Below are 26091 nucleotides of genomic sequence, written 5' to 3' on the forward strand. Positions count from 1 at the left end.
GTCAGTAGTGACAAACTCATACGGTATAAAATACAGGAAGGTGAGATGAAATAATGGGTACAAAAACAGCAGCCATTTTGTTCACCGCATGTCTGCTGCTTAGTGCTTGCACTGCAACCAAGCCTGAATCTGCGGCAACAAGCAACCAGCAGGATTCGGTAGCCTCTGACTCAAGTAACAGCGCCAAAGATCAGAGCAACGTCTCTTCCCCAAAAAGCAGCAGTAAGCAAGCAGGCAGTGATGATCACAACTCAGCGGATAAAACCAATGCACAAAATGATAAAACCAGCGAAAGCAACGAAACAGGAGCTGCGACATCTGCAACTACCAATAACAAAATGTATCACTTGGACAAAGCTTACAATGTAATCCCTGACCAACAAGGTACCGAAAAAAAAGTCGTGTTATTGACCTTTGATGATGGTCCTAAGGAAGCAGCCATGATTAACAAAATCATAGATGTACTGGACAAACACAAAGCGAAAGCAATTTTCTTCGTAAACGGTTACCGTGTAAAAAAGCATCCTGAGTTGCTTAAGCTTATCCATGACCGTGGACAGCCCATCGGCAACCATAGCTGGGATCACATCGTGCTGAAAAACAAATCTGAGCCCGAGGTCAAAAAACAGATTGAAACGGTACAAAAAGCTGTTAAGGACATTACAGGCCAAGCCCCCGTCTTCTTCCGCCCCCCTCATGGTGCAGGCGGGGACGTAGGTCGCAAGGTCGCTAAGGAAAACGGTCTCCTATACATGACATGGTCCGTCGGTTCTCTGGACTGGACAATGAAAAAGAATCAGCCTAATAAAACGGAGGCACTTCTCAAAAATGTAACAGAACAACTTCATCCAGGCAGCAATATCTTGATGCACGAACTGCCATGGACAGCTGAGGCGCTGGACAGTCTATTGACGCGCCTTGAGCAAAAGGGTTACCAATTTGTCGATCCGCAAGGGATTGAGGTTCCTGCTAGCTAGTAGACACTTGCGTATACTCCGGATTAACTATAGATGATGCAATAAAGGCCTCCATTCTCCGTTATTCATGTGGAGATGGAGGCCTTTTCGCCGTATCATTACGCGCCTTGACCTAAGCACAGACGTCCATAATAACTTTATATTACCAAAGCATTTCACTGATGGGTGGTGCACCCTTGACGCCCCACCACAGTAATGCTGCAGTAATCAGCACAAAAAGAGTGCTCAAAAAATTTAAAAACCACTTGCTTACCCGAATACGGCGGGACGGAAACATTTCTGCCCGCGTTCGGTACTCACTGGCAGGAGTGTCACCCTCCATCGTCACAGCAACTTCTGGTGCAGCGGCAACGTGAGCCAATTCTGGCACGGGCCGTGAAGCACGGGAGCGAACTGGTTTAGATTTTGACCTGTCCTCTTCCTTGCCTTTGCGACCATTTCGACGGCTACCATAGGTCTGCACTCTGCTAAGTTCCTGATTCATTCTTCATACCTCCGAAAACGTAACGCTAAACCAGATATAAGGTCAATCACAAAATGACAAATGATCGGTGCCCACAGACTACCGGTCTGCACATATATGTAGCCCAATCCATAACTGCTAAGAAAAACCCAGCCAGTGGGAATCCAATGCCGTAAATATCGGATATGAATCACCGCAAATAAAATGCTTGTCCAATAAGGACCAAAGCTGTACTGAATCGCACCTCTGAACAAGAGTTCCTCACAGATAGAAACGATAGCTGCTATACAAATAATATGCCAAACCGGACGATTTTGAAATAGCATTTGGTTAATACCACCGTCATCCATAGCATCCTCAGGCATAATCCGGGATAGCAACAGATCCACAAGTAACATAGCGGCGGCCAATCCCAATCCCCACCATAAGACGTGCAGAGTGTTCGGCAATGCAAATAGTTCTAACAAATTTCTTTTCTGAAAAAATATCCAGATTGCGCCAATCAGCAGGGTCAGCCCCTGAGTTAGATACAAATTGTAAAGCAGCAAGCGGTCGTTCAATTCATGAATTTGCGCTCTTTTCCATTTCACTTTAAGCTTTTTCATAGTTAGTTAGTCCTCTGCATAGTCTTCTTTAGCATCATAGCCAAAAAGTCGGGCGGATTCAAGAAGACTTAAATCTTAATTTTCCGCATTCTGTAGCTATATATCTAGCCTGCTATCCTCACATGTCGCATGTCCTATTGACATGCCCATGTAAGCCATGATACATTATGAAAAAATTATTAGCGACAACAACAATGATGGAGAAAAGGTATTGATTTCGTCCTCAGAGAACCGGTGCTTGGGTGGAAGCCGGTGACGAAGTAACTACTTTCAGCGCTCCTGAGTTATTGCACCGAGGTCTGGGGAATATTTCCCGGCATTAGATGCAATCGGCAGAAAACCGTTATCCTTTCGGTCATTTTATGACCGCTGAAGGCAGTCCATTGCGAAATGGCTGCGAATTAGGGTGGTACCACGATAACTCTCGTCCCTTACTATGGAGATAGTATGTGATTCGGGGGTTTTTTTGATGCCCGAAAACCGCAAAGCGTCTCCGCATAAGACTTTTGGTCGTTAGTTTGGTGCATAATGCTATTCCATCCCTTTTCTGCGTCAATGCGTTATCACACTAGTATTTCACACCGCTCTCCTGTACTTTTAGAAGCATTTCAAGTTTTTTCATGTTCTTTATGGAATGTATTTCAGTTTGAAGTGCATCCTGTCCATAAAAGAAGTTAACTTTGAGGAGGAAACCAAATGTTTAAAGTGTTAGTATCCGATCCAATCAGTGACCTGGGCATCCAGCAACTGATGGATGCAGACGATGTCACGGTGGACAAGAACACAGGTCTCAGCGAGGATGAATTGGTTCAAATTATTGGTGACTATGACGCATTACTCGTTCGAAGCCAAACTCGGGTAACCGAACGCATCATGACGGCAGGTAAGAACCTCAAGGTTGTAGGGCGAGCTGGGGTCGGAGTGGATAACATCGACCTCGAAGCAGCAACACAACGCGGGATTATCGTTATTAACGCTCCTGACGGCAACACGATTACGACATGTGAGCACACTTTTGCGATGATGATGGCTCTAGCACGTCATATTCCACAGGCATATGCCAAAACCATTGGCGGTACATGGGATCGTAAAACATTCCTCGGTGTCGAACTGCGTAACAAAACACTTGGAGTCCTCGGCATGGGACGTATCGGCAGTGAGGTGGCTAAACGTGCCAAAGCATTTGGCATGAGTATCCTCGGCTATGATCCATTTCTAACGGAAGAACGCGCTGAGAAGCTGGGCATTAAGCTTGCGAGCGTGGATGAAATTATCCGCAACGCAGATTTTATGACCGTACACACACCATTAACACCGGAAACGAAACATATGATTGCTCGTCCACAGTTTGAAGTGATGAAAAAAGGAATGCGCATTATCAACTGTGCCCGGGGCGGAGTTATCGATGAAATGGCTCTTGTTGAAGCCATTGATGAAGGTATCGTTGCCGGTGCAGCTTTTGACGTATTTGAGTCAGAGCCGCCAGCACAGGACCACCCATTCCTGAGCCACCCGAAAATTATCGTTACACCACATCTGGGTGCCTCTACTGTCGAAGCTCAGGAGAATGTAGCTATCGACGTGTCCGAGCAAGTGCTGCATATTTTGCGTGATGAGCCTTTTAAAAATGCGGTCAACATGCCTCCAGTACCATCCAACGTCATGACGCAATTGCAGCCATATTTCTCGCTTGGAGAGAAGCTGGGCAGCTTTGCCGCTCAGATCACGAATCAGGCTGTACGTGAAATTCAGGTAGATTACGCTGGCGATTTGTCCTCTGTGGATACACAGCCGCTGACACGGTATATTTTGAAAGGCGTACTTAGCCGTCATCTGGGCAGCGATGTGAACATTGTAAACTCTGTACATCTGGCCAAAACACGTGACATCCATCTTGTCGTATCTCAGGCGCCCGCCACCAAGGGTTTTACCAACCTGATTACCGTTACACTCAAAACGCAGAGCGGCGAAGAGCAACGTGTATCTGGCACCCTGCTGGCAGGCTATGGCGAACGTATTGTTCGGTTGAACCAGTTCCCGGTAGACGTGGCACCGGAAGCTCATTTCCTGCTCATCTCCCACAATGATAAACCAGGCATTATCGGTCGTGTCGGCACCTTGCTTGGAGAAAACGGCGTCAATATCGCTTCCATGCAAGTAGGGCGTAAAATTGTCGGCGGTGAAGCCATCATGATTCTGACCGTCGATAAAGCCGTGCCAAAAGACGTGCTAATTCAACTCGTTGGTTTGCCAGAACTAAATACTGCCCAAGAAGTAGTGCTAAATTAGTTCCAGACATATTGAGAAGTCCATGGTTTTATAATAAAGAGAGGCGCCTGGCTACCCAGGCGTCTTTTTCTTATACCGAGTTATCTATCATGTGAGTAATCATTTTGAAACAGGATGTTCCACGTTGAACAAGATAAATGTTGATTTTTCAACAAAAAGCACCCTCTTCCGAGGATGCTGCAAACCGGGGTATATCAGCCTGGGCTTATAAGCCTGTTACAGACCCAGCTTAGTTTTGCTGGAAATGGGCAGCAAAATAGTAAATTCCGTCCCTTCCCCCAATACGCTGGCAGCAGAGACAGAGCCTCCGTGAGCCTCTACAATATTCTTGACAATAGCAAGCCCCAAGCCAGTCCCTTTATCCTCACCACGTACTCTGGCTTTATCTGCCTTGTAAAAGCGGTCGAAAATATAAGGTAGATCCTCGCTGGCAATGCCTACACCTTCATCCTTAATCCGAATACGGATTAACTCATGCCGTTCTCCCAAAATTCGATCCGCCGCAATAGTAACCTTTTTCCCGCCGGGTGTGTGTCTAAATGCATTATCTAGCAAATTGGTCAATACCTGTTCCAACCGGTCTTCATCTGCCTCAGGCAGCAACAAACGCTGGCCATGCTCATGGTAATCGAGTGTCAGTCCCTGTTCCTTTGATCGTACCGTAAATTTACGGTGAACACGCTCGATCAACTCGTTCACATCCAATTCCTGTCGGTGCATGTCTGTATGACCAGCCTCCATTCGGGCCAGATCAAGCAGATCCTTGACTAACCTTCCCATGCGTAATGACTCATCATGGATGACCTGCACCAGTTCCTCGGATTCTTCTGGTGAACCCGCCATACCATCCAGCAACGCCTCACTGTAGCCCTGCATCATAGATAAAGGTGTACGGATTTCATGAGATACGTTGGCCACAAAATCGCTCCGCATCTTCTCTAGCTTCACTTCTTCCGTAATATCTCTAAGCACAGCTACTGCACCGCGGATTGCATTATCCGTATACAGAGGCGCCATCTGCACCGACCAGGAGCCCTTCTTGACATGGATATAGTCTCCGACATCCTCTCCCCTGTCCATAACGGTATGGAACAGAGACTGCAAAGGCTCAGGTACAGAAGCTCCAAACTCCTCCAGATCACGTTCCTGCCACTCCAGCTTTTCCCAGATATTCAGCAAACTTTGTGCCGGCGGATTCGTCAAGATGATTTGTCCGCTTCTGTCGAAGGTGATTACTGCATCAGACATGCTTCGCAGTACGCTGGATAAATGGTTTTTCTCCTCATTCAGACTGCGGATCGTTGCTTCCAGTTCCGTAGACATATGATTAAAAGTTTTCGCCAGTTCTCCAATTTCATCACTGGTCACCAGCGAAAGCCGAGTATCATACCTTCCCTCACGAATGGCATTCGCCGCCTGAATCAACAGCTGCATAGGCTGTGTGATTTTAGTAAAAAGAAATAGGGCAAAAAAGGTCGTCAATAAAAATCCGACTATACATGTATAGGTGAACAAATGCTTGATTTCCGTCGATTCATACGCCGCAAAATTTCTGTTGATGTACGGCAATAAAAAAAGCCCTAAAAAAATAAGCACAGAGCCTACAAGGCAAATGATGGTGATCCACAGCTTGCCTACCAGCGATCTCCAGAAGTTCACGTTATTTTGGAACCTCCAGCTTATAACCTACGCCCCACACGGTCGTAATCATAGCCGCTGCCTCTGGCGATACCTTATTCAGCTTTTCACGAAGCCGTTTCACATGCGTATCCACAGTGCGCAGATCACCAAAAAATTCGTAATTCCAAACGTCTTTCAGCAGTTCTTCGCGTGAGAAGACTTTATCTGGTGACACCGCCAAATAATGCAACAGCTCGTACTCTTTAGGCGTGAGACTGATTTCAATCCCACCCGCAGTTACCCGGTGCGCATCATGCTCAATGATAAGATTCGGAAAAACAATACTATTGCTTGGTACCGCCTCTTTCGTTAAAAAGGCAGTTTCCGACGAACGGCGTAAAATCGCCTTTACCCGGTAAATGACTTCTCGCGGGCTAAAGGGCTTAACCACATAATCATCAGCTCCGACTTCAAAGCCTTGTACACGGTTCACTTCCTCGCCTTTGGCAGTCAGCATAATCACAGGTGTAGCTTTGGTCTGACGTAGCCGTGTACACACCTCAATCCCATCCATCCCCGGAAGCATCACATCGAGCAAAATAATGCTGTAATCGCTTGCAGTCGCTTTTTGGAGGGCAATCTCGCCATCCTCAGCTTCGTCAATTGCATATCCTTCTTTTTCCAGATACATCCGCAGAAGGCGTCGAATGCGTTCTTCATCATCTACAATTAATATGCGGTTGCTTTGTTCTGACATATTCCCAGCCCCTTCGCTAAAAAAAGCATTCTCTCTATTTTACTATTTTCCCGTGCTTGGTCAAACTTTACTCTCATCCAACAGTCTCTTTACACCAAAAAGGCCGGGGTTATGACCCCCGTCCTGTCCGTTTCTTTTTCGTGTTGTCTGATTTGGCAAGTTGAATGAGACGGTTGATTTCGTCCTTGGTTAGGGGTCTGGTCAGACCGCGCTTCAAGTTTTGTAGCAAAAGATCTCCGAAGGCTATCCGCTTGAGTCTGATGACTGGGTGTGAAATGGCCTCAAACATCCGTCTTACTTGGCGATTTCTGCCTTCATAAATGGTAATCTGGATCACAGACTCCTTACCATTCGGATCTACATCTTTATATTCTACCTCGGCTGGTGCAGTAATGCCATCTTCCAGCACGATTCCCTTTTTCAGCTTGTCCAGCTCAGTACCATGTGGAACGCCTTTGACTGTTGCCACATATGTCTTGGGCACATGATGCTTGGGATGGGTCAGCAGATTGGCGAACTCGCCATCATTGGTGAGCAACAGCAGTCCTTCGGTGTCGTAATCGAGACGTCCCACCGGATATACGCGTTCCTTAACGCCTTTCAGATAGTCTGACACGATTTTACGGCCTTCCGGATCGGAAGCGCTCGTAATGACCCCTTTAGGTTTGTTCATCATCAAATAGATTTTTTTCTCGGTTTTGATCGGGCGTCCCTTTACCGTAATCATATCTTGATCAGGGTCTGCCTTCGTTCCCAGTTCAGTTACGACAACCCCGTTCACTTCCACGCTACCCGCCTGAATAAGCTCCTCACATTTACGTCTGGAAGCTACACCCGCTTGGGCCAATATTTTCTGCAATCTTTCCATGTTCGCTAATTCACCTCATGCTAATGATACCCATCCATGAGCAAAATCACAACCCCCGTTCAAAAAACGATGCAGAAATTAAAATACAAGCAGGCAAATCGCAATGGCTGCCACAAAACCAACCACATCTGAAAATAGTCCTACCTTCAAAGCATACCGTCCATTGCGGATACCTACCGCACCAAAATATACAGTTAGCACATATAGCGTCGTGTCTGTGCTGCCCTGAATCGTTGAAGCGATCCGACCGATCATGGAATCCGGGCCATAGGTGCGAATTAGATCCGTCGTAAACGCAAGTGAACCAGTGCCCGTCAATGGACGAAGCAAGCCTAAAGGCAATACCTCGCCCGGTACACCCCAGTGTTTAATCCAAGGGGTAACCCAAGAGATCAAATAGTCCAAGGCGCCGGATGCTCGAAAAATGCTAATCGCCACCATCATGCCTACGAGATGAGGAATAATGCTGATGGCGGTAGAAAATCCGTCTTTGGCTCCATCCACAAAAGAATCGTAGACAGGGACCTTTTTAGCATATGCATATAAAGGAATAAAAGCGAGAATAACCGGAATGGCCCAAGTCGATACGAGGTTTATAAAATTAAGCATGCCTCCCTCATCCTTTCCAAGTGGTGTCCCTGCCCTTGGCAGCCGTGATTCCCGTTCGCGGAACGGCAGGTGAAGATACGGGCAACGTAGTTGAAGAGGCAGCAGATGTTGGTGCTGGTGGGGCGAGTGGCGCCAAGGATGACTGGGACGGCGGAATCGCCGGAGGACGGCGGCGCAATTCTCGACTACGGTACCAACGATCCGCCGCAATTGCAGCAAAGGTGGCTATTGCGGTCGCTACCAGTGTCGTACCGACGATTTCTGCCGGATGTGCGGAATGAAAATTTAGCCGTATCGCGATCAACGTCGTAGGAATAAGCGTAATACTGGCTGTATTCAGGGCGAGTAGCGTACACATGGCTGGTGTGGCGGTTTGCTTATCTGGATTGAGCGTCTGCAGCTCTTGCATCGCCTTGATTCCCATCGGTGTGGCTGCATTCCCCAGACCCAGCAGATTGGCGCTCATATTGGACAGAATGTAACCCATAGCGGGATGATTACGCGGAACATCAGGGAAGAGAAAGGCAACTAAAGGAGAAAGAAGCTTGGATATTTTCTGTAAGAGCCCGCCATCTTCAGCCAGCCGCATCATGCCCATCCAGAACACCAGCACACTTATCAGTCCAAAGCACACTGTAACCCCCGTAGTTGCCCCGTCAAAAGCCGCTTTCGTCACCACCTCAATATTTCCCTGCGCGGCAGCAAATACAAATCCAATACAAATCAAAGCCACCCATATGAGATGAATCATGGCTGATTCCTCCTTTTCCCAATGATGTGACACGTACAGCTCTATTTCCTGGTTGCCCTATGCTCCAAACAAATTTTTAAGGATTTCGTTCCATCTGCTCGTCCAACCTCGTTGCTGAGTATTGTTCGCAGGTTCTTGTGCAGTTGGAGTCTCCTTCTGTGGCTGTACGGTATTTTGAGCAGGCAGCTTACTACCTTTTGCATACACAGGAACAGAACCGATAAGTTTACCTTCCAAAAGGAATTCAACCCGTCCTCGTAAGCCAAAAGATACGTCCGCTCTATCGGCAGAAGCGGAATTTTTATACAACACCAGTCTTTTGTGCAACTGGGTTTTCTCGCCATCATGTAAAGGATAGGCAAAGCTTGTACCTGTTAATAGTGGGTAACCATCGATAGGTTGCTGCTTGTCCGTAATCGGAATGAGCGGATAATATCGGAATCCGTAATCAAGCATACGGGCATGATCGTTCCAATCGTCCCCGTCATTCAAGGTAACAGCAGCGAGCTGACGACCGTCCCGTGTAGCCGAACTGACCAGACAGCGAAACGCTTTTTTGGTAAAGCCTGTTTTCACCCCGTCAGCTCCGTCATACAGCCGCAGCATTTTGTTTTTATTGTGCCATGAGTAGTCCCAAGAGTCGTTGGGATTCGGTGCTTTTTTCAATTCTGTTTTTACGATACGGGCAAAAGTTGGATTATGCAGCGCATAAGCAGTAAGCCGGGCCATATCATTGGCTGAGGAATAATGTCCCTCGGCATCCAGCCCGTGCGGATTAGCAAAATGTGTATGGCTTAGCCCAAGCTGAACCGCCTTGTCGTTCATCAAATGAACAAATCCCTCTTCTGTCCCCCCCACATGCTCAGCAATGGCAGAAGCGGCATCATTACCAGAACGGAGCATTAAGCCGTACAGCATATTTTCCAATGACATTTGTTCACCCATTTGCAGAAAAAGCGAGGACCCTTCTTTGGCATACGCGGTTGGGCTCACCTTTACCCGGTCCTGCAAGCGTCCATGTTCAATAGCCACGATCGCTGTCATAATTTTGGTCAGGCTGGCAATACGTAGCTCCCGGTCACCTTCGGAAGAATAAATGATTCTTCCTGATGTAACATCAATTAAAGAAGCAGCCTGTGCATGGGTTCCTAATGCGGGCGGCGCTACTTCTGTTTTTATCGCTCCCCGAACGGACTGCGGACTTAGCAACGTAAGCGGCAATGACAAAATAAGCAGTAGTACCAGCGGCAAAACAAATGCGCGTGCCTTATTCAAGAAATGGCTGTGGTCCGCGTGAATGTGTTGCTTTTTTTTAAACATTTGGATTCCTCCGGTTTTGAGCAAGTCTTGTACCATTCTATGTCCAAGCTGTTCAAAGTATGTCCACCTTTATAACAGAAAATTCCTTTTACAGGACTAGCCATTAGCTGCTCCTTTTTCGCTTTCTTTCTACACAAACCAAGCAACATGCCCTCCTGAGCACATATATATTAGTTACTAAACGTTAAATATGGATCGAGGGGTTATAACATGCAGCGACTACAGTTTGAAATGATTTTAAGATCGCGGATTGTAGAGTCCGCAGAAGCATTGCATCGAAGCGGTGTATCCTTTGCCACTTTTGCTACCGCACGTTGCAACCCGAAATTTTGGAATTTAACGGAAAAAGGTGGCTTTCAGATCAAAGCAGGTGTCACACCGGCCCAAGGCATCAGAGATATCTTTTTAAACGGTCATCAATACGCTTTTGAATGTGCAACAGCTATGGTTATTGTGCTGTACAATGGAGTGCTGGATTCCATTCTGGAAAGTGAGTTTAATCGGATTTTTGCAGATATGCTGCTGTATGACTGGCACTATGACAGCGACCTCAGGCTCATACAGCAGGAAGGAAGTCATAAAGCGGCTCCTGGCGATATTCTGTATTTCAACAATCCGGATGTGTCGTCTGAAACATTAGAATGGAAAGGAGAAAATGTCGTTAAGCTGAAGGAAGACTTGTTTTATGGACATGGGATTGGCATCTTGCCGGCGAAGGGTATTATCGATTCCCTGAATCAACATCGTCGACCGGAAGCCACGGTATCTGCTTATTTGACGGATGAAGTGATCTATCCGGACTTCATCTACCTATCGCAGTTTGCTGCCGAAGGAAATCGAAAAAATGAAATCTCGCTGCATACTTTGTATCAACAGGAATACAGTCACCATATACATGCTTTCATTGGGGGAAGGCAGTATATTCGGGGATAGGGCCAAGTACAAGCAGAAAAGAAGGTATTCCTTAGCCTATACTCGGCTTTGGGATACCTTCCTGAGAGAACGCTTTTAATTTCAATAACTTTTACAAGTAAGCCGGGCCAGAATTACTGTGATCCGTAGCAACATCTACAGGTACCTGTGGGGGGGGAGTCTGCAAGTCGCCGCCTGAATTCCGGAAGATAGACTGAACCTTATCAATCAGGTATGGCGTGGAGTCAATGAGCTTCTCAATCAGATGCGTTTGATTGTCCAATGGAACGATCTGTGCCCCCTGTTTGCCAACAACCAGAAAAGCAATGGGATGAATAGATACACCACCACCGCTACCGCCTCCAAAAGGATGCCCTTCCTTCCCGCTATGATTACCCGACGCCGAGGAAGTATGAAGTGCCTCTTCGTCTACGTTAAAATCACTTCCCCCGGCAGCGAAACCAAATCCCACCTTACTGATTGGCAAAATAACAGAACCATCGGGTGTTTCCACTGCGTCTCCTACAATCGTATTCACGTCTACCATGGCTTTGATGTTTTCCATTGCGGTTTGCATGAGCCCTTGAATCGGGTGATCTGACATGATTTATTCCTCCTCTGCTTATCTCAAGCGTAGACTGCCTTTTCTTTCGCTATTGTGCGCAGGGGTTCAAGGAAATATGTATGTCATTCGATAGTTCAGAAAGGATTGAGTCTCACCTCTCTCCACTGTTTACCATTCATTGTTAGCTTGATGATCCGCCGCATTTTTTTTGAAAAAAACCCGTTTCCATGCCTCCGGTCCACCCGGAACGCGCCATATGCGGTAAGATAAGATGAGCAAGGAGAACATTAAATAGCCGAGCGATACGTTTGCTTCACAGTTCAAAGTGGTGGTAAAACGCAAGCGATCCACCCAATAGGGCACAACATACAGCTTAGGGGTACAATCCATGCGTACAAAGCTTGAAGCATAACCGATCAAGGTTGTTTTTAATCCCCACAAAATACCAGTTGAGGTAGCTGTATATGCCGCGTCAGCAAGACTAATGTTGGTAGACCATTCCATTTTGGACATCGTCACATGTGCCAATGTATGTCGCAACCATTTATTAAAGGATTTCGTTCCCTTGAGCAAAACCCGTATATCATGTATAAATTGCTTGATTTTTACTGTATCAATATTACCGCTATCCACGGAAGCATCCGTTTTATGTATGTTTTTGTTGCGATCTAGCCGATAGAGAAGCCCCTTTTTCAACCCTGTTATGAGAATGGCCGGCACATCGTAATTCATTTTTATCATCCCGTATAGAAATCTGATCTCTAGATGCGCCCGATCATCATTGTCATGTTTGGCAATATTCAGCTTCAAACGAATACGAGAGAGCAGAACTGCCAGTACAAGTAATATAACGACGATGATGGCGATACTGATCCATTTCCACACTGGCGTGTCCTCCCTACCTTTTTGCTATAGAATATCATGGCAAAAATAGTATGACCGTTCGCCGGAAAATCATGCATCTTAAAATACCAACAGCCAGCCCCCAACGATATGAGGACTGGCTGTCTGTTTGAACTTTTACATAAGTGAACCGCAAGATCCGGAGCAACTTTATTGGGATTCAAGATCTAGATCGTTGGCCGCAGGCTGGCTACTCTCCAGACGCTCGAACAATAATTGAGTCTCTTCCTCCAAATTGTCCGAATTCTCGAACAGCTCCGGTTGCGGTAGATCTGCCAGAGAGCCCAGACCGAAATAATCCAAAAATGATTTCGTCGTTCCGTACAATATCGGCCGTCCGATGGCTTCAGCTCGACCTTTCTCTTCAATGAGCTCCTTGTTGACCAGTGTATGTATGGCCCGCTCGGATTTAACCCCCCGAATCTCTTCGATTTCAACTCTTGTAATGGGCTGGCGGTAGGCCACAATGGCCAGCGTCTCCAAAGCAGCTTGAGACAGTGACGCACGTGCCGGAGAGTATGCGAGCTTTTCAAAGTAAGGTGCATGTTCGGATAAAGTTGCAAGCTGATAATGACCGGCAATACGGACAAGTTGCAGGCCTCTTCCCCCCTGCTCCATGTCCTGCTTCATATCTTCCAGGCACTGTTCAACCAGCTCTTGCTGCTGCTCTACAATGTCGGCGATCTGCTTGGTGGACAACCCTTCCTCTCCTGCTAGAAACAGCAGTCCCTCAATAATTGATTTCAGCTTCAGATAATCCATTAACCCGTAAATCCCCTCTCCACTCCATTACAATATCATCGAAAAGCTTCTCCTGATAACAGAAAATTTGCTTCATTTTCATCAGTTCAAGGATAGCCAAAAAGGTCACAACCACTTCATGCCGATACATATCCTCATGCATCAGCTTGGAGAACAGTAGCCGTCCTCCATTCCCCACCATCTCTAAAGCCCCGATAACTTGCCGGATACGGTCCTTGACTGAAATTTCGTCCCGATGAACACGGGTTACCGTCGTACGTCGTTCTGCTTTGCGCAAAGCACGCTGAAAGGCTGCGACCAAATCGCTTGCATGCAGCCCATGCACCGGATTTACGGGTTCAGTGGGCAGGAATGCACTCAGATCTTCTGGCTCTTTGCCATAAATTAGACTCCGCTCCCACTCACGTTCACTTAGATGGCGAGCAATCCCTTTATATTTACGATACTCCACCAGCTTGCGGACCAGTTCCTCACGTGGATCATAATCCTCTTCCTCATAAAAATCCAAATCGTCATATTCCATCACAGGTGGCTTGGGAAGCAACAATTTACTCTTAATGGATAAGAGCGTCGCCGCCATCACCAGAAACTCGCTCGTAATGTCCAGTTCCAGCTCCTGCATACTGTGCAAAAAAGCCATATACTGATCAGTAATATCGCTAATCGGGATATCCTGAATGTCGATTTCGGCTTTATCAATCAGATGCAACAGTAGATCCAGCGGACCCTCGAATGTTTCCAGCTTGTAGTTTACGACTGTCAATGTGCTTCCCCCTGCCTTACTCCAATCATCATTCAACAATACCTTTCCCTATAGCACTTATGCTCTGCGTTATCAATCCCTCTTTCTGTAGTATATACGTCATCGCCTTGCTTAACAATCCAATCCCTTTTTTCCCCTCGCAGTTTATACCGTTCTATTCAGCTATTCCTATCATTAAAATTGCTTGCCGAGATTGGCCATTTCAATCGCAGCCAGTGCTGAATCCCAACCTTTATTACCAGCCTTCGTACCTGCTCGTTCAATAGCCTGTTCAATGTTTTCTGTAGTCACTACCCCAAAAATAACAGGTACTCCCGTTTTTAGGCTGCTCGCTGCCACACCCTTGGCCACTTCATTGCAGACGATATCATAATGTGAAGTAGAACCACGGATGACCGTACCCAGCGTAATTACGGCATCATATTTGCCGCTTGCAGCCATTTTTTGCGCAATTAGTGAAATTTCAAATGCACCCGGAACCCAGGCTACATCAATTTCATCTTCCTGTGCACCATGTCGTTGAAGTGCGTCAATTGCACCGCTTAACAGCTTGCTCGTAATAAACTCATTAAATCTGCCCACCACAATACCATATTTTAAACCGTTCGATACAAGATTACCTTCTAGAAAACGTGCCATAATTAATCAACCTCTCTTAATTTAAATTATTTACAATGACAAACGACGACGGTAGTCCACCAAATCCTGAATACTGATCAGCTTCAATTGATGTCGCTTAGCGACCAATGCCAGATCAGGCAGGCGGGCCATTGAGCCATCTTCCTTTATAATTTCACAAATGACTCCAGCAGGCTTGAAGCCACTGAGTCGAGCCAGATCAACAGCCGCCTCCGTGTGACCAGCACGCTGCAAGACACCCCCATCGCGAGCAATCAGCGGGAACATGTGACCAGGCTTGCGGAAATCACTTCCTGTGACTGCTTCGTCTGCCAAGGCGCGTACAGTCAAGGAACGCTCGGCCGCTGAAATCCCCGTTGTTGTCTCCATATGATCTACCGATACCGTAAAGGCAGTACCGTGGAAATCTGTATTTTGCTTTACCATAGGATGCAATTCCAAGGCCTCGGCTCTTTGTCGTGTGATCGGCACACAGACCAACCCGCGACCTTCTGTAATCATGAAATTAATGACCTCAGGCGACGCTTTTTCAGCCAAAGCGATAAAATCGCCTTCATTTTCGCGCTGTTCATCATCCACTACAATGACAACCTTACCGTTTTTCAAGTCCTCCAACGCTTCTTCGATGGAATCCAAACGAATCTCTTCGTCATGTTCCAACTCGCCATGCTCTATGACGTTTGCCATTGCACTTGTTTGGCTACCTCTATCCATAACACTTTCCTCCTTATGTCTTGTGCCACGAATGCTCCTAAACAGGTTTACCATTCAATATCAGGCAAAGCCGTATTTCGCCAAATAGTCCAAACTGAGAGGAGCTTTTTCTACTCTCTCCGCCTCCGTTGCACCTCTGTAATTTAAAAGCTGTTCTACATATTTGCCCAAAATATCGCATTCGATATTGACGGTATCCCCCTCACGTTTGGCTTGTAAGGCCGTTTCGGATAAGGTGTGGGGAATAATGGATACGGCAAAGGTATCTCCCGTACGCTGTGCGACTGTGAGGCTTATACCATCAATTGTGATTGACCCTTTGAGAAGAATATATTTAAATAATGTTTGATTTTTAGGCTCAATTTCGAACACCACTGCATTCTGGTCTGATGTCACCCCGCGAATCGTTCCCGTCCCGTCCACATGTCCTTGCACGATATGTCCTCCGAACCTTCCACTCGCCGCCATCGCTCGCTCCAGATTGACTCGGCTGCCGGATCTCAACTCTTTCAGATTAGTGCTACGAAAGGTTTCCGGCATCACATCAACCTTAAAGTCTTTCGTACCGATCTGTATCGCCGTCAGGCAAACGCCATTCACTGAGACACTGTCTCCTATTTTTAAATCGCCCAACACCACGGAACCCGAAATCCCCAGCACCATCGCTTCACCGCTTTTGGAAATGGTTTGAATACGACCCACTTCCTCGACCAATCCGGTAAACATGCCTTCACTCCTTTCCACTACATCTCAGTTTATCCCTAATTCATCAGCTATAAGCGCAAAAAACCCCCAGTTCGGATTCAATCCGTCATGGGGGTGATGAGAGTCACATTTGTAGTATACAAGCGCAGTTCATTTGCATCTTAAGACGACATGAAATCATAGGTTTGCCAATAGAAAGCATGACTGAGTATACAACCAAATACGCTCAGAACACCCATCAAAAAGAAAGCTTAAGCAAGCTATCGCCCGATGCTGTCCTACAACGAAATAAGCCGTACGCACAATTGGGTATGCTAAAAATCGGCACATGTCACGTCATGCACATGCGCTTCGTATCCTTCTCCCATCCAGACTATACTGTCGGTCCCGGATTTGCACCAGGTCCACCTTCTGCTGATCATTCAGCATCCGGGTCACGGACTAAGCCATGCTGTTTCTCACAAAAACGATCCACAAACATGTCATCACCGCCGGTGGGGAATTTCGCCCCGCCCCGAAGGATCTTGCTCTTATTTAATTGAATTAACATTAAACTTGTTACGTATATTAGCACCGACTTCTAAAAAAAGCAAGTTATCAAATAGAAGCTCCTGCTTTGGTTTTGACATATTGGCTGGAGAGTTCTTCAAACCAGGTTTTATCGTTCATATGAAGCGCCAAGTCAATCAGATCGGCCAGTTCCTCGACTCCCAGCTCTGTTGCATGATCAAAGGTAATTACGGCTGAAGCAACCGGTCCTCGCCCTTCCTCAGAACATGCTTCATAATCCAGTCGTACATCAACATGTCCGTCAATAAACTCGCATTTTAGAAAATAAATAATTTCGCACATTAAAATGGGGCGTACTTGTGTTTCTAACACGCAATCCATCACCTTGGCAGAATAATGCTGGTTCGTCAGCGTAAATTTGTGTTCTGTCGCTGCCAGCGAGGTCCGTCCAAAATCATCCGTAAACTTGAGTTCCACTGGCTTGATGTTCATAACCTTAGGGATTTGCTTCTTTATAATTTCGATTATTTCAACTGTATTCAGCTTAATCATTACCTGCACCTCATTGCATCTTAAAATTCAGAAGAAAACTTTTTAACGTGCCTCTTATAGGCCTCCACTCCTATATCGGAAATCATTACCTGTTTTTTTATGCTTCAACCCATAAACGACAAAAAAGATTCTTTGCGCAAAAAGCGCAAAGAATCTTGATCGAGCCACTACAGTAACAGCGGCTAACAATGTTAATCGATGATTATGCAAAAAACAGGATTATAGCTCTGAAATTTCATGTTTCTTTTTCAGGATAGTCCAGCGACGCTCAATCTCCTGTTCAAAGGTCGCCAGCGTAGCCTCCTCCTTAATAAGATGCTTCGTTTTACCCATTAATTTCAGCCATTCAGCAGCTGGAATTCGTTTTCCTTTGTCCTCCGGATTGTACGTAATCGTCGTACTGCCTTGCTCTATTTCGTACAAAGGAAAGAAACAGGACTCGACTGCGGCGCCCACAATGCTGGTACCCAGTCTGTCTTCGGATTTCCAATTCAGCGGACAGGCGCACAGGATTTTACCATAGGCCGTACCCACGTTGTTTGCATACCATTGAGCCTTGGCTGCTTTACGCAGCATATCCTGCGGATGACTTTCAGCAGCGGTAAAAGCATACGGAATGTTACAAGCAGCCATGATTTGCACGGTATCCTTGTGATGCCCTTGCTTTCCTTTTTGCATTTTACCTACACCCGACGTACTGGTCATGTGACCGAGCGGAGTGGAGTAAGATTGCTGTGAACCTGTATTCATGTACCCCTCGTTATCATATTCCAGCATGATTAGCTTATGATTACGCAGAGCCGCACCAATCGCAGAACCCATACCAATATCCATCCCACCGTCACCACTAATCATGATAAAGGTCGGATCGTCCGACATCTCAATTTCATTACGCCGTTTCATTTCCATGTAAGCTTCCAGCGCTCCTGAAAGGGTAGCGGCCCCGTTTTGAAAAAGATTGTGGATCATCGGTTGTTTGTGTGATGTATATGGATACCCTGTCGTCGTCACATATACGCAGCCTGTCTGGAACAGCACGACAATATCCCCTTCAATACCTTTGAAAAACAGTTCCAGCGCAGACAATGCCCCACATCCTGGACAAGCTCCGTGGCCTGGTGAAAGACGCCGTGGTTTGGTTGTCAACGACCGCAAAGGTGGTACCTTGACCTTGAGCTTCCCGGTCTCCTCGTCCGGCGTAACCTGAATCAGACCCGTCCGGTAATCATTACCACGTGGCGGCTGCATAACTTGCGGCATCACCTTGTCCGGTGAACCCGAATTAATTCCGTAGTAATCAAAGGGCTTCTCTACTCGTCCGGCCTCTGCCGCCTCGATTGCAAGCTGGAAGAACGCCTCTGCATCTTCTGCATAAAAATCTTTGCCGCCCAAGCCAAAGATACGGCTCAACACGAGTGTCCGATTCAGCGGGTCCTCCTGCAAGGCCGCTTTAATTTCATGCGTTAAATTACCGCCGTCCGCCCCATACGAGTCTGCACGTTCACCTACCAGCAACGCCTTGACATTGCGTAATGCTTCCCGCAGTTGTGCGGCTGGGAACGGTCGGATGATGTTCGGACGTATCACACCAGCTTTAATTCCGCGCGCGCGGAGTTGATCCGCCACATCCTTGGCCGATTCAGCCGCCGAATTCAACAGAAATACCGCAACCTCAGCATCCTCCATTTGATACAGATCTAAAATCGGGTATTCCCGACCGGATAAAGCGGCATATTCTGCTGCTACCTGCTCATATACTCCTTCTGACAGCTTCAGTGCTTCGGACAGCTGAACATGATTATTCGTCAAGTCATCGCCGTTCATATGCGCGCCCACAGTAACAGGATGATCAAAATCCGTAATATTCGGATAATTTAAGTTCGGGTTAGGACCTACAAAACCACGCACGGTCTCAGCATCGGCAAAATATTGCACTTTACGTTTTTGATGGGACGTATAAAAACCGTCATATGCGACCATTACAGGCAGCCGAACATCGCTGTGCTCTGCAATTTTTAGTGCCATAATGTTCATATCATACACAGCCTGTGGTGTACTTGCCGTCAAAATGACCCAGCCTGTATTCAAACCATAGTACAGATCCGAATGATCTCCGCGAATATCTAGGGGACCACTGACAGCTCGTGTCACCAGATTCATAACCATAGGAAAACGGGTACCTGACTGAACAGGTAACTGCTCCAGCATGTACAGGAAACCTTGCGAACTAGTGGCGTTCACCACCCTCGCTCCCGCTGCGGCAGCTCCATAACAAATCCCTGCCGATCCGTGTTCTCCGTCTGCTGCAACCAGCTTAATATTATGCTGACCTCTCGTTCTCATCTGATCTAGATACTGCGCTACCTCGGTAGATGGAGTAATCGGGAAATATCCCATCATATGATAATTAATCTGCGCAGCCGCCGTTGCTGCCATTTCATTACCGGATTCGAACGTTGTCACTTGCGCGGCGCCTGTCTGTTTGAGTTCTTCCTCCAGTTTTGCCATTACGCACGCCCTCCTTCATATACCGGAAATTGGTGGGCAACTCGATTCTGTTCAGCCCATCCCCATTGCTCGCGACGCGAGCTTAGTGCCCCCGATGGGCAAATATCTACACATTTCAGACATCCTTTGCAATACTGGTAATCAATCCCTTGCAAAAATGGCATCATTCTTCCGCGTTTGTCTGCTTGCTCTTCCCATACAAAACAATAATCCGGGCAAATCGAATCACACTTGGCACAATGGGTACATTTATCAACTTCATATTCAGGCACATACCCCTGACGTGAACCACTAACATCTCTCGTTATGCTGTTTCCCTGAGTTGCAATAACGCCCCCCAGTAATTGCGTTTCGTATCCCAGCAATGGCTGCGGACGTTCAAAAACCCGATCCTGCGCGTCATCAGTAACCGGATATACGTGCAGTTCCATTTCATCATAACCACGGTTAAACGTACGCAGATTAGGTTCCACTAACAGTGGATTTTTCTTTTCAAAGGTACTGCGTATAACCGATCTCATCGCTTCCGGGTCCAGGAAGTCACAGACACGGAACAAGGCACCGAGCATGGACGTATTTAGTTTGGTTCGCTCTTCCAGTGCGATGCCCATCGCATCCACCACCGCTAATGTTCCGGATACCAGTCCCAAATCAGCCCGTATTTCTTCTGCTGGACGCGTGGAATTAACCACTACAATCCCATCCGCTGGCAGTCCGCTGATTACATTTACCGTTTTGTATAACGTTTCATGGAAAATGCCTACCACATGCGGTTGCTCAATCGGACTGTGATCCCGAATATCGACTTCTGGCTCACAGAAACGGACGAAACTTTTAACCGGAGTTCCCTTTTTTTCCGAACCGTAGGACGAAAAATTTGAAGCATTCAGCCCCAAACCAAGCACCCCGGTTTCGGCCAACATTTTGCCAGCCAGATTAGCGCCGAGTCCACCAATGGATTCCAGTCGGATTTCAAAAAATCCGAGTCGATTTGTGCTCGTTAAAATAGACAATGTGATAAGCCCCCTTCTTTTCCAATCCTTAACGAGTTTGAATACTCATATAAAAAAAATTGGAAATTGCATTCTTATGAAAAGGCTATCACAACACTTACTTTTCGAATGTGATCTTACGCACTGTAATGCCTACGTGATTGCGAAAATCAATAAACCGTCAAACAAAAGACAACAAAAGCCGCCCTGTCCAAAGACAGAACGGCTTAGGTGCAACGCTATTAAAAAAAGATCATGTAATTAACGGTAAAATTACACGTCAAATACTTTAACCTCTTTCATTTTGTCGCCTTGCTTTACAGCATCAATGAATTCCATACCTTTGGTTACTTTACCAAATACAGTATGTACTCCATCTAAATGTGGTTGTGGAGCGTAGCAGATAAAGAATTGGCTGCCACCTGTGTTGCGACCTGCATGAGCCATGGACAGAACGCCTTTGGCATGCTTTGTTGTATTCGTAGCTGTTTCACAGTCAATCGTGTAACCAGGACCGCCTGTACCGTTACCGATCGGACAACCACCTTGAGCAACAAAGCCAGGAATGACACGGTGGAAGCTCAAACCGTTGTAGTAACCGCTGTTTGCCAGCTTTTCAAAGTTAGCAACGGTGTTTGGAGCTTCTTCTGGGAAAAAGTCAATTTCGACGATACCGCCGTTTTCAAGATCTATTCTACCTTTTTTCATTGTTTGTATCTCCTTTTCAACCTGTTTTGAGAACTAAATAACATCAAGTTCCAGTTTACTATGAATTGCCGCGCTTAGCAAAGTCTTGTCCAAAAAAAAGGGCCATTGACCCCGGTATATGATTACCGACTCAATGGCCTGCTTGATCTTACAATGTTAAAATCAGGACGAAACCGTAATCTTGGCGTTGGGCTGAACCGCCGGACTGGCTTGATCACGAACCAAGCGCTGTGGCACAACATCGTTGCGTACGATATCTTCGTAGGTTTCCCGACGCACCACCAACTCGGCTTCACCGTTGTTGACAAATACAACTGCAGGTCGACGTATTCGGTTATAATTACTCGCCATCGAGTAATTGTAGGCTCCGGTTGAGGCAACAGCGAGCAAGTCGCCGCTATTTATACGAGGCAGCTCTACATCCCAAATCAGCATATCGCCGCTTTCGCAGCATTTGCCCGCAATGGACACCGTCTCTTCGTTCGTATCCTGCGCTCGATTAGCCAGCATCGCTTCATACTTGGCCTGATACAGTGCAGGGCGTGGATTATCTGTCATCCCACCATCTACCGAAACATATTTACGTACTTGCGGAATATCCTTGATGCTTCCTACCGTATATAAGGTCGTGCCTGAATCGCCTACAATACTGCGTCCCGGCTCAATCCAAATTTCTGGAAGTTCATCGTAAAGTCCTGAAAAATAAGTTTTCACCGCTTCGCCGATAGCCTGCACATAGGTGGAAACTTTCAGCGGTGTGTCCTCTTCTGTGTAGCGAATGCCAAATCCCCCACCCAGATTAATCACTTTGAAAGAAAACTGAAGCTGTTCCTTAATTTCTCTGGAAAAAGCTGCAACCCGTTCAGCAGCCATTTGGAAGCCATTCACTTCGAATATTTGCGAACCGATATGAGAATGTACCCCCAGCAGGTTAAGATGATCTAGCTTGATAGCCTGTTCCACTGCTTGGCGTGCTGTACCGTTCCCAATGTCAAAGCCAAATTTCGAATCTTCTTGACCTGTGGCCATATATTCATGCGTGTGCGCCTCAACCCCTGGTGTAACCCGCAGTAAGATATTCACCTGCTGTTCCTTCTCAGAGGCAAGGGCCTGCAACAAATGCAACTCCATTTCGCTATCGATGACGAAGCAACCAATTTGCGCATCTAACGCCATTTCAATTTCTTCCGGTGTTTTGTTATTGCCGTGAAAATGGATTCGTTCTGCCGGGAACCCTGCTTGTAGCGCAGTAAATAATTCTCCACTGGAAACAACGTCAAGCGACATCCCTTCTTCAGCAGCTAAAGCGCACATCGCCATAACACAAAACGCTTTGCTTGCATAAGCAACTTGAAACTTCAATCCAGTTTCACGAAAAGCTTCTATGAATTCCCGGCAACGCCGGCGGACTAACTGTTCGTCAACAATATATAGCGGCGTGCCAAAACGCTCTTTCAAAAGCGTTGTATCACAACCGCCGATCTCCAAATGTCCATTGCTGTTAATTTTACTGCTTCCATGCAAATACATGTTCTGGCGCCTCTCTTTCTGGAACAAGCTAGTCATATTCCATCGAATGTTTACACCAGTATAGCAAAAAAAACATCAAGAACAATGGATTTTTATGCAGATCATTTATATTAATGCTCCTGTCCATTGCCTGAGTTCGAATCTGTGTCGGCATCCGTATGGGGCATACGCGTATTGTCCCTCGTTTTGTTAGATGACGGGCGGTTAGCCGCATCTAGTACAGGCATACGGAACAAGATGGAAGCTAACGCTTTGGCATTAAAAGGAATGAACGGCCACAAATACGAAGAATTATATGACCGATGCAGCGTCAGCATCAAAATGATCAGTGTCGTACCCACGACAAAGCCCGGTACGTGAAAAATCGCAACAGCAACCAGCAGGAATAGTCGAATCAGTCTATTTGCCAGCCCCAGCTCGTAGCTCGGTGTTGCGAACATTCCTATGGCAGCGACAGCCATATACAGCACGACCTCATTCACGAAAAGTCCCGTCTTAACCGCTATATCACCGACCAGAATGGCTGCGATCAAGCCCATAGCGGAAGCCAGTGGTGTCGGAGTATGCACAGCCGCCATTCGCATGAGATCGACCCCTAGTTCCACGATGATAAACTGTGCAATCAGCGGAAGATGTGCTTCCTTTTGAGGACCAATAAAATCAAGAAAAGCTGGTTTTAATTCGGGATTGATGACCATTAGCAGCCACATCGGAAGCAGAAACATTGAGGCGAATATGCCTAAAAAACGTACCCACCGCAAATAACTTCCCATAAAAGCGGTTTGCCGATTTTCTTCTGCATGCTGACACAAGTCAAAAAAAGTGGTAGGCAAGATCATCACGCTGGGTGAGGTATCTACGAAAATAACGAGTCTCCCTTCCATAATATGCGATGCCACGACATCTGGTCGCTCCGAATATCGTACTAATGGATATGGATTCCAACCTTTATTGATAATCGTCTCCTCTAATTGCTTATCGGCCAGCGGAATACCATCCAAATTAACATTTTTAATTTTGTCTCGTACAGTATCCACCATCACCTTATCTACAATATCGTCAATATAGCCCAAGCATACGTCCGTTCGAGTTCGGCGTCCGACCTGCATAGCCTCAAATTTAAGTCCTGGGTCCCGCAAACGCCGGCGTACCAGACCTACATTTGTAAGCATTGTTTCAGTAAACCCGTCGCGGGCACCGCGCACAACCCGCTCCAAAGAGGGTTCCTCTGGACTACGCACCGGATAATTACGGGTATCCAGAATAAGGGAAAAACGTTCACCTTCCATGAAAAAGGCACTCATCCCCGTCAGTACCTTGTTAATGACGACTGACATCTTATCTGTCTTCTCCACCTGAATATGTGGAATAAAGTTTTCGAAATACGCTTGTAGTCCATCGGAAGAGAGATTATCCGGCGTCAGATAGGTGAGCCGCTTTAGCACTTCAAGCATAATTTGATCCTTCGCAAAGGTATTCAGGAACAGATATCCAGTATGACGCCCTCCCAGTGTCATTTCCCTGAATACGACATCAAAGGTCTCCCCCAAACCTAATACTGTTTCAAGTGTATTCTTGTTATCCTTCATCCTCGGCGATATATTATCTTCGGCCTGCCAGTAGCGAACGGACTCCTCTACGTTATCAGATCGCTCACTCTCTTTTTTGTGTTTAAAACGTGCAGATTCCTGCGCCTGCTTTTCCTGCCATGGACTCAACTTTTCTTCGCCAGTATGATATTCCCTTCCGATTACCCCGTCTTCTTGATGCTGCTCCCGATGCTCTTGATCCGCTCTGTGATCCATATTCCTTGTCCCCTTCGCTTTCGTTGTTAACGGTTGTATACAAACCAGTCAAATAAGGAACCCGTCACCTTACCAAGCACCATTGCCATTAGCAGACCGAGCATATACACGGTCATGTGGAGTCGCTTGGCGAGTATAGGCAGGAGATTTAATACCTCCGTTAAAGCCGCGGCGAGCAAACCAATAAACACTCCGCAAAATAGCCCAGGTATCCATGTAAATATGCCCGGTAGTGGCAAGCAAATGTTCCAAAAATCCACCACAGTCCCCAGCACTGAACCTATAATCATTGCCTTTTCGTATGCACGTGATTTTTTATACGTACGGGTGAGTTGAGCTAATCGCGGCATGATATCCAGCACAATAAAAAAAGCAATTACACCGCTACCCACCGCAAGGCCCCCAGCAATACCTAAAATAATCTGAAGTGCAGCCTGTACAAATATCATGGTTTCTTAGCCTTTGTCTGCAGACGGGCCATCTTTTCATATTCCTCTGCCACAACATACTGATCCACATTTTCCTGGTACAGATACATTTCCACCTCCAGCGGTGTCGGCTCCTCGTTCCAATTTTTCTTGAACAAGTGATTAAAAAAAACGATCATGCCAAAGCCGATGCCGATTGAGTAAGCAATTTGAAACAGGTACGGATGCTCATCCTTATGTCCCGTAATCATCTCCACAATCCGAACCTGTACTTCCATCATGCTAACGTCGGCATGAAAATTCATAATTGTCAGCGCAGAGCCAAAAAACAGAAGCACCCATACCAAAACAAACAGTATTTTGGACGGCTTACGGGGTTTCTCCACGAGTTCGACAAGTACATGCGGCTTCCCAAGAGATTCAACTACGACCCCCGGAATATGATCTCTAATTTTTGCTATGATCTGCAGCATATCTATCAGTATCAGATTACCGTCCTGGTGCTGCGGCCGCTTGAGAACAAGCCCAAGCAGTTCCTTTTCCCATTCAGGATTAGTCAGCAAATTGGCTACATCACCCAAATGTAAATCCTGTCCTTGTATCATGCGGACACGGCTGCGGAGCCGCAAGTAGACAATAGGAGCTACTGTAGGAGCCGGAGTATGAGTCATCCGATCCCCTCCTTATCCTCGTAATTATCAGTTAGTATGGAACGAAGCAAGGAAACCTATTCTGTGTATTGTCTTTTATCCCACGCAAAAAAGAGTACCCCTGACCATTAAAATGGCTTTGGAATACCCTTTAAAAATACGTAAGCATAAGGATTTCACTAAGAT

26 protein-coding genes, 1 riboswitch and 1 other annotated feature are annotated in these 26091 nt (G+C 46.5%); of the genes, 3 read left to right on the forward strand and 23 right to left on the reverse strand.

Translation table 11 applies throughout. The annotated features are described in order from the left end of the window. The first annotated feature begins 53 nt into the window (after nucleotides 1-53). Nucleotides 54-977: a polysaccharide deacetylase family protein gene (locus NSS94_RS14420; protein ID WP_069012704.1), complete on the forward strand. Its 924-nt coding sequence runs from the start codon at nucleotides 54-56 to the stop codon at nucleotides 975-977. 142 nt (nucleotides 978-1119) lie between these two features. On the opposite strand, the gene NSS94_RS14425 is transcribed toward NSS94_RS14420, so the two are convergent. After that, a complete protein-coding gene (locus tag NSS94_RS14425; RefSeq protein ID WP_029517314.1) occupies nucleotides 1120-1461 on the reverse strand; it encodes a hypothetical protein in 342 nt (113 codons plus the stop codon). After that, nucleotides 1458-2045, reverse strand: coding sequence for a type II CAAX endopeptidase family protein (locus NSS94_RS14430; RefSeq protein ID WP_069012705.1), 588 nt, complete (start codon nucleotides 2043-2045; stop codon nucleotides 1458-1460). Before NSS94_RS14430 ends, NSS94_RS14425 begins: the two co-directional genes overlap by 4 nt. 185 nt (nucleotides 2046-2230) lie before the next feature. Continuing rightward, nucleotides 2231-2480 (forward strand) — a binding site (T-box leader). Nucleotides 2481-2741: 261 nt separating this feature from the next. Between NSS94_RS14430 and serA the strand changes: the two genes are divergently transcribed. Beyond that, nucleotides 2742-4334: a phosphoglycerate dehydrogenase gene (serA, locus tag NSS94_RS14435; RefSeq protein WP_039271025.1), complete on the forward strand. Its 1593-nt coding sequence runs from the start codon at nucleotides 2742-2744 to the stop codon at nucleotides 4332-4334. 216 nt (nucleotides 4335-4550) lie between these two features. Here the strand turns inward: serA and NSS94_RS14440 are convergent, their stop codons facing one another. The 6 genes from NSS94_RS14440 to NSS94_RS14465 all read right to left on the reverse strand — a co-directional run bounded on the left by NSS94_RS14440 (nucleotide 4551) and on the right by NSS94_RS14465 (nucleotide 10259). After that, nucleotides 4551-5993 carry an ATP-binding protein gene (locus NSS94_RS14440; protein ID WP_069012706.1) on the reverse strand — a complete coding sequence of 481 codons (1443 nt, stop codon included), beginning with the start codon at nucleotides 5991-5993 and terminating at the stop codon, nucleotides 4551-4553. 1 nt (nucleotide 5994) lies between these two features. Then, nucleotides 5995-6711 carry a response regulator transcription factor gene (locus NSS94_RS14445; protein WP_029517311.1) on the reverse strand — a complete coding sequence of 239 codons (717 nt, stop codon included), beginning with the start codon at nucleotides 6709-6711 and terminating at the stop codon, nucleotides 5995-5997. A gap of 109 nt (nucleotides 6712-6820) precedes the next feature. Further along, nucleotides 6821-7579, reverse strand: a complete 759-nt coding sequence (locus tag NSS94_RS14450; RefSeq protein ID WP_023989197.1) for a pseudouridine synthase — start codon at nucleotides 7577-7579, stop codon at nucleotides 6821-6823. 78 nt (nucleotides 7580-7657) lie between these two features. Next, nucleotides 7658-8188: a spore maturation protein gene (locus tag NSS94_RS14455; RefSeq protein ID WP_013310760.1), complete on the reverse strand. Its 531-nt coding sequence runs from the start codon at nucleotides 8186-8188 to the stop codon at nucleotides 7658-7660. 7 nt (nucleotides 8189-8195) lie between these two features. After that, nucleotides 8196-8939, reverse strand: coding sequence for a nucleoside recognition domain-containing protein (locus tag NSS94_RS14460; RefSeq protein ID WP_069012707.1), 744 nt, complete (start codon nucleotides 8937-8939; stop codon nucleotides 8196-8198). A 57-nt stretch (nucleotides 8940-8996) separates the two neighbouring features. After that, the gene (locus NSS94_RS14465) at nucleotides 8997-10259 is read right to left on the reverse strand and encodes a D-alanyl-D-alanine carboxypeptidase family protein (RefSeq protein ID WP_341039532.1); all 1263 of its coding nucleotides are present in this window, start codon (nucleotides 10257-10259) and stop codon (nucleotides 8997-8999) included. Between the two features lie 210 nt (nucleotides 10260-10469). Between NSS94_RS14465 and NSS94_RS14470 the strand changes: the two genes are divergently transcribed. Next, the gene (locus tag NSS94_RS14470; RefSeq protein ID WP_341039535.1) at nucleotides 10470-11192 is read left to right on the forward strand and encodes a protein-glutamine gamma-glutamyltransferase; all 723 of its coding nucleotides are present in this window, start codon (nucleotides 10470-10472) and stop codon (nucleotides 11190-11192) included. A gap of 91 nt (nucleotides 11193-11283) precedes the next feature. Here NSS94_RS14470 and ytfJ read toward each other — a convergent pair whose 3' ends face one another. The 15 genes from ytfJ to NSS94_RS14545 form a co-directional block, all read right to left on the reverse strand. Continuing rightward, nucleotides 11284-11775 carry a GerW family sporulation protein gene (gene ytfJ, locus NSS94_RS14475; RefSeq protein WP_029517307.1) on the reverse strand — a complete coding sequence of 164 codons (492 nt, stop codon included), beginning with the start codon at nucleotides 11773-11775 and terminating at the stop codon, nucleotides 11284-11286. Nucleotides 11776-11904: 129 nt separating this feature from the next. Next, nucleotides 11905-12621, reverse strand: coding sequence for a DUF2953 domain-containing protein (locus NSS94_RS14480; protein WP_341039537.1), 717 nt, complete (start codon nucleotides 12619-12621; stop codon nucleotides 11905-11907). Between the two features lie 168 nt (nucleotides 12622-12789). After that, entirely contained in the window at nucleotides 12790-13401 is a 612-nt protein-coding gene (gene scpB, locus NSS94_RS14485; protein WP_029517305.1) for an SMC-Scp complex subunit ScpB, read from the reverse strand. Then, nucleotides 13370-14164 (reverse strand): segregation and condensation protein A, encoded by a 795-nt coding sequence (locus tag NSS94_RS14490; protein WP_029517304.1) that lies wholly within the window; start codon nucleotides 14162-14164, stop codon nucleotides 13370-13372. The genes scpB and NSS94_RS14490 overlap by 32 nt, the downstream gene beginning before the upstream one ends. A gap of 174 nt (nucleotides 14165-14338) precedes the next feature. Beyond that, nucleotides 14339-14803: a 6,7-dimethyl-8-ribityllumazine synthase gene (gene ribH, locus NSS94_RS14495; protein WP_023989205.1), complete on the reverse strand. Its 465-nt coding sequence runs from the start codon at nucleotides 14801-14803 to the stop codon at nucleotides 14339-14341. A 30-nt stretch (nucleotides 14804-14833) separates the two neighbouring features. Next, nucleotides 14834-15517, reverse strand: a complete 684-nt coding sequence (ribB, locus tag NSS94_RS14500; RefSeq protein WP_341039539.1) for a 3,4-dihydroxy-2-butanone-4-phosphate synthase — start codon at nucleotides 15515-15517, stop codon at nucleotides 14834-14836. A gap of 60 nt (nucleotides 15518-15577) precedes the next feature. After that, nucleotides 15578-16243: a riboflavin synthase gene (gene ribE / locus NSS94_RS14505; protein WP_341039540.1), complete on the reverse strand. Its 666-nt coding sequence runs from the start codon at nucleotides 16241-16243 to the stop codon at nucleotides 15578-15580. A 331-nt stretch (nucleotides 16244-16574) separates the two neighbouring features. Continuing rightward, nucleotides 16575-16748, reverse strand: a riboswitch (FMN riboswitch). A gap of 71 nt (nucleotides 16749-16819) precedes the next feature. Further along, nucleotides 16820-17284: an IDEAL domain-containing protein gene (locus tag NSS94_RS14510; RefSeq protein ID WP_029517301.1), complete on the reverse strand. Its 465-nt coding sequence runs from the start codon at nucleotides 17282-17284 to the stop codon at nucleotides 16820-16822. A gap of 219 nt (nucleotides 17285-17503) precedes the next feature. Then, the gene (locus tag NSS94_RS14515; RefSeq protein WP_165147036.1) at nucleotides 17504-19792 is read right to left on the reverse strand and encodes a thiamine pyrophosphate-dependent enzyme; all 2289 of its coding nucleotides are present in this window, start codon (nucleotides 19790-19792) and stop codon (nucleotides 17504-17506) included. Beyond that, entirely contained in the window at nucleotides 19792-20805 is a 1014-nt protein-coding gene (locus tag NSS94_RS14520) for a 2-oxoacid:acceptor oxidoreductase family protein (protein WP_029517299.1), read from the reverse strand. Before NSS94_RS14520 ends, NSS94_RS14515 begins: the two co-directional genes overlap by 1 nt. A 252-nt stretch (nucleotides 20806-21057) precedes the next feature. Next, the gene (locus NSS94_RS14525) at nucleotides 21058-21492 is read right to left on the reverse strand and encodes a peptidylprolyl isomerase (RefSeq protein ID WP_013310775.1); all 435 of its coding nucleotides are present in this window, start codon (nucleotides 21490-21492) and stop codon (nucleotides 21058-21060) included. 162 nt (nucleotides 21493-21654) lie between these two features. After that, nucleotides 21655-23022 carry a diaminopimelate decarboxylase gene (gene lysA / locus NSS94_RS14530; RefSeq protein ID WP_341039542.1) on the reverse strand — a complete coding sequence of 456 codons (1368 nt, stop codon included), beginning with the start codon at nucleotides 23020-23022 and terminating at the stop codon, nucleotides 21655-21657. 110 nt (nucleotides 23023-23132) lie between these two features. Then, complete coding sequence (locus tag NSS94_RS14535) at nucleotides 23133-24827, reverse strand: spore germination protein (protein WP_029517297.1); 1695 nt, start codon at nucleotides 24825-24827, stop codon at nucleotides 23133-23135. Nucleotides 24828-24853: 26 nt separating this feature from the next. Continuing rightward, complete coding sequence (locus NSS94_RS14540; protein WP_029517296.1) at nucleotides 24854-25276, reverse strand: stage V sporulation protein AB; 423 nt, start codon at nucleotides 25274-25276, stop codon at nucleotides 24854-24856. Further along, nucleotides 25273-25926, reverse strand: coding sequence for a stage V sporulation protein AA (locus tag NSS94_RS14545; RefSeq protein WP_341039544.1), 654 nt, complete (start codon nucleotides 25924-25926; stop codon nucleotides 25273-25275). Before NSS94_RS14545 ends, NSS94_RS14540 begins: the two co-directional genes overlap by 4 nt. Nucleotides 25927-26091: the final 165 nt, after the last annotated feature.

It is taken from the genome of Paenibacillus sp. FSL L8-0644, from assembly GCF_038008165.1.
Classification (GTDB): domain Bacteria; phylum Bacillota; class Bacilli; order Paenibacillales; family Paenibacillaceae; genus Paenibacillus; species Paenibacillus polymyxa_D.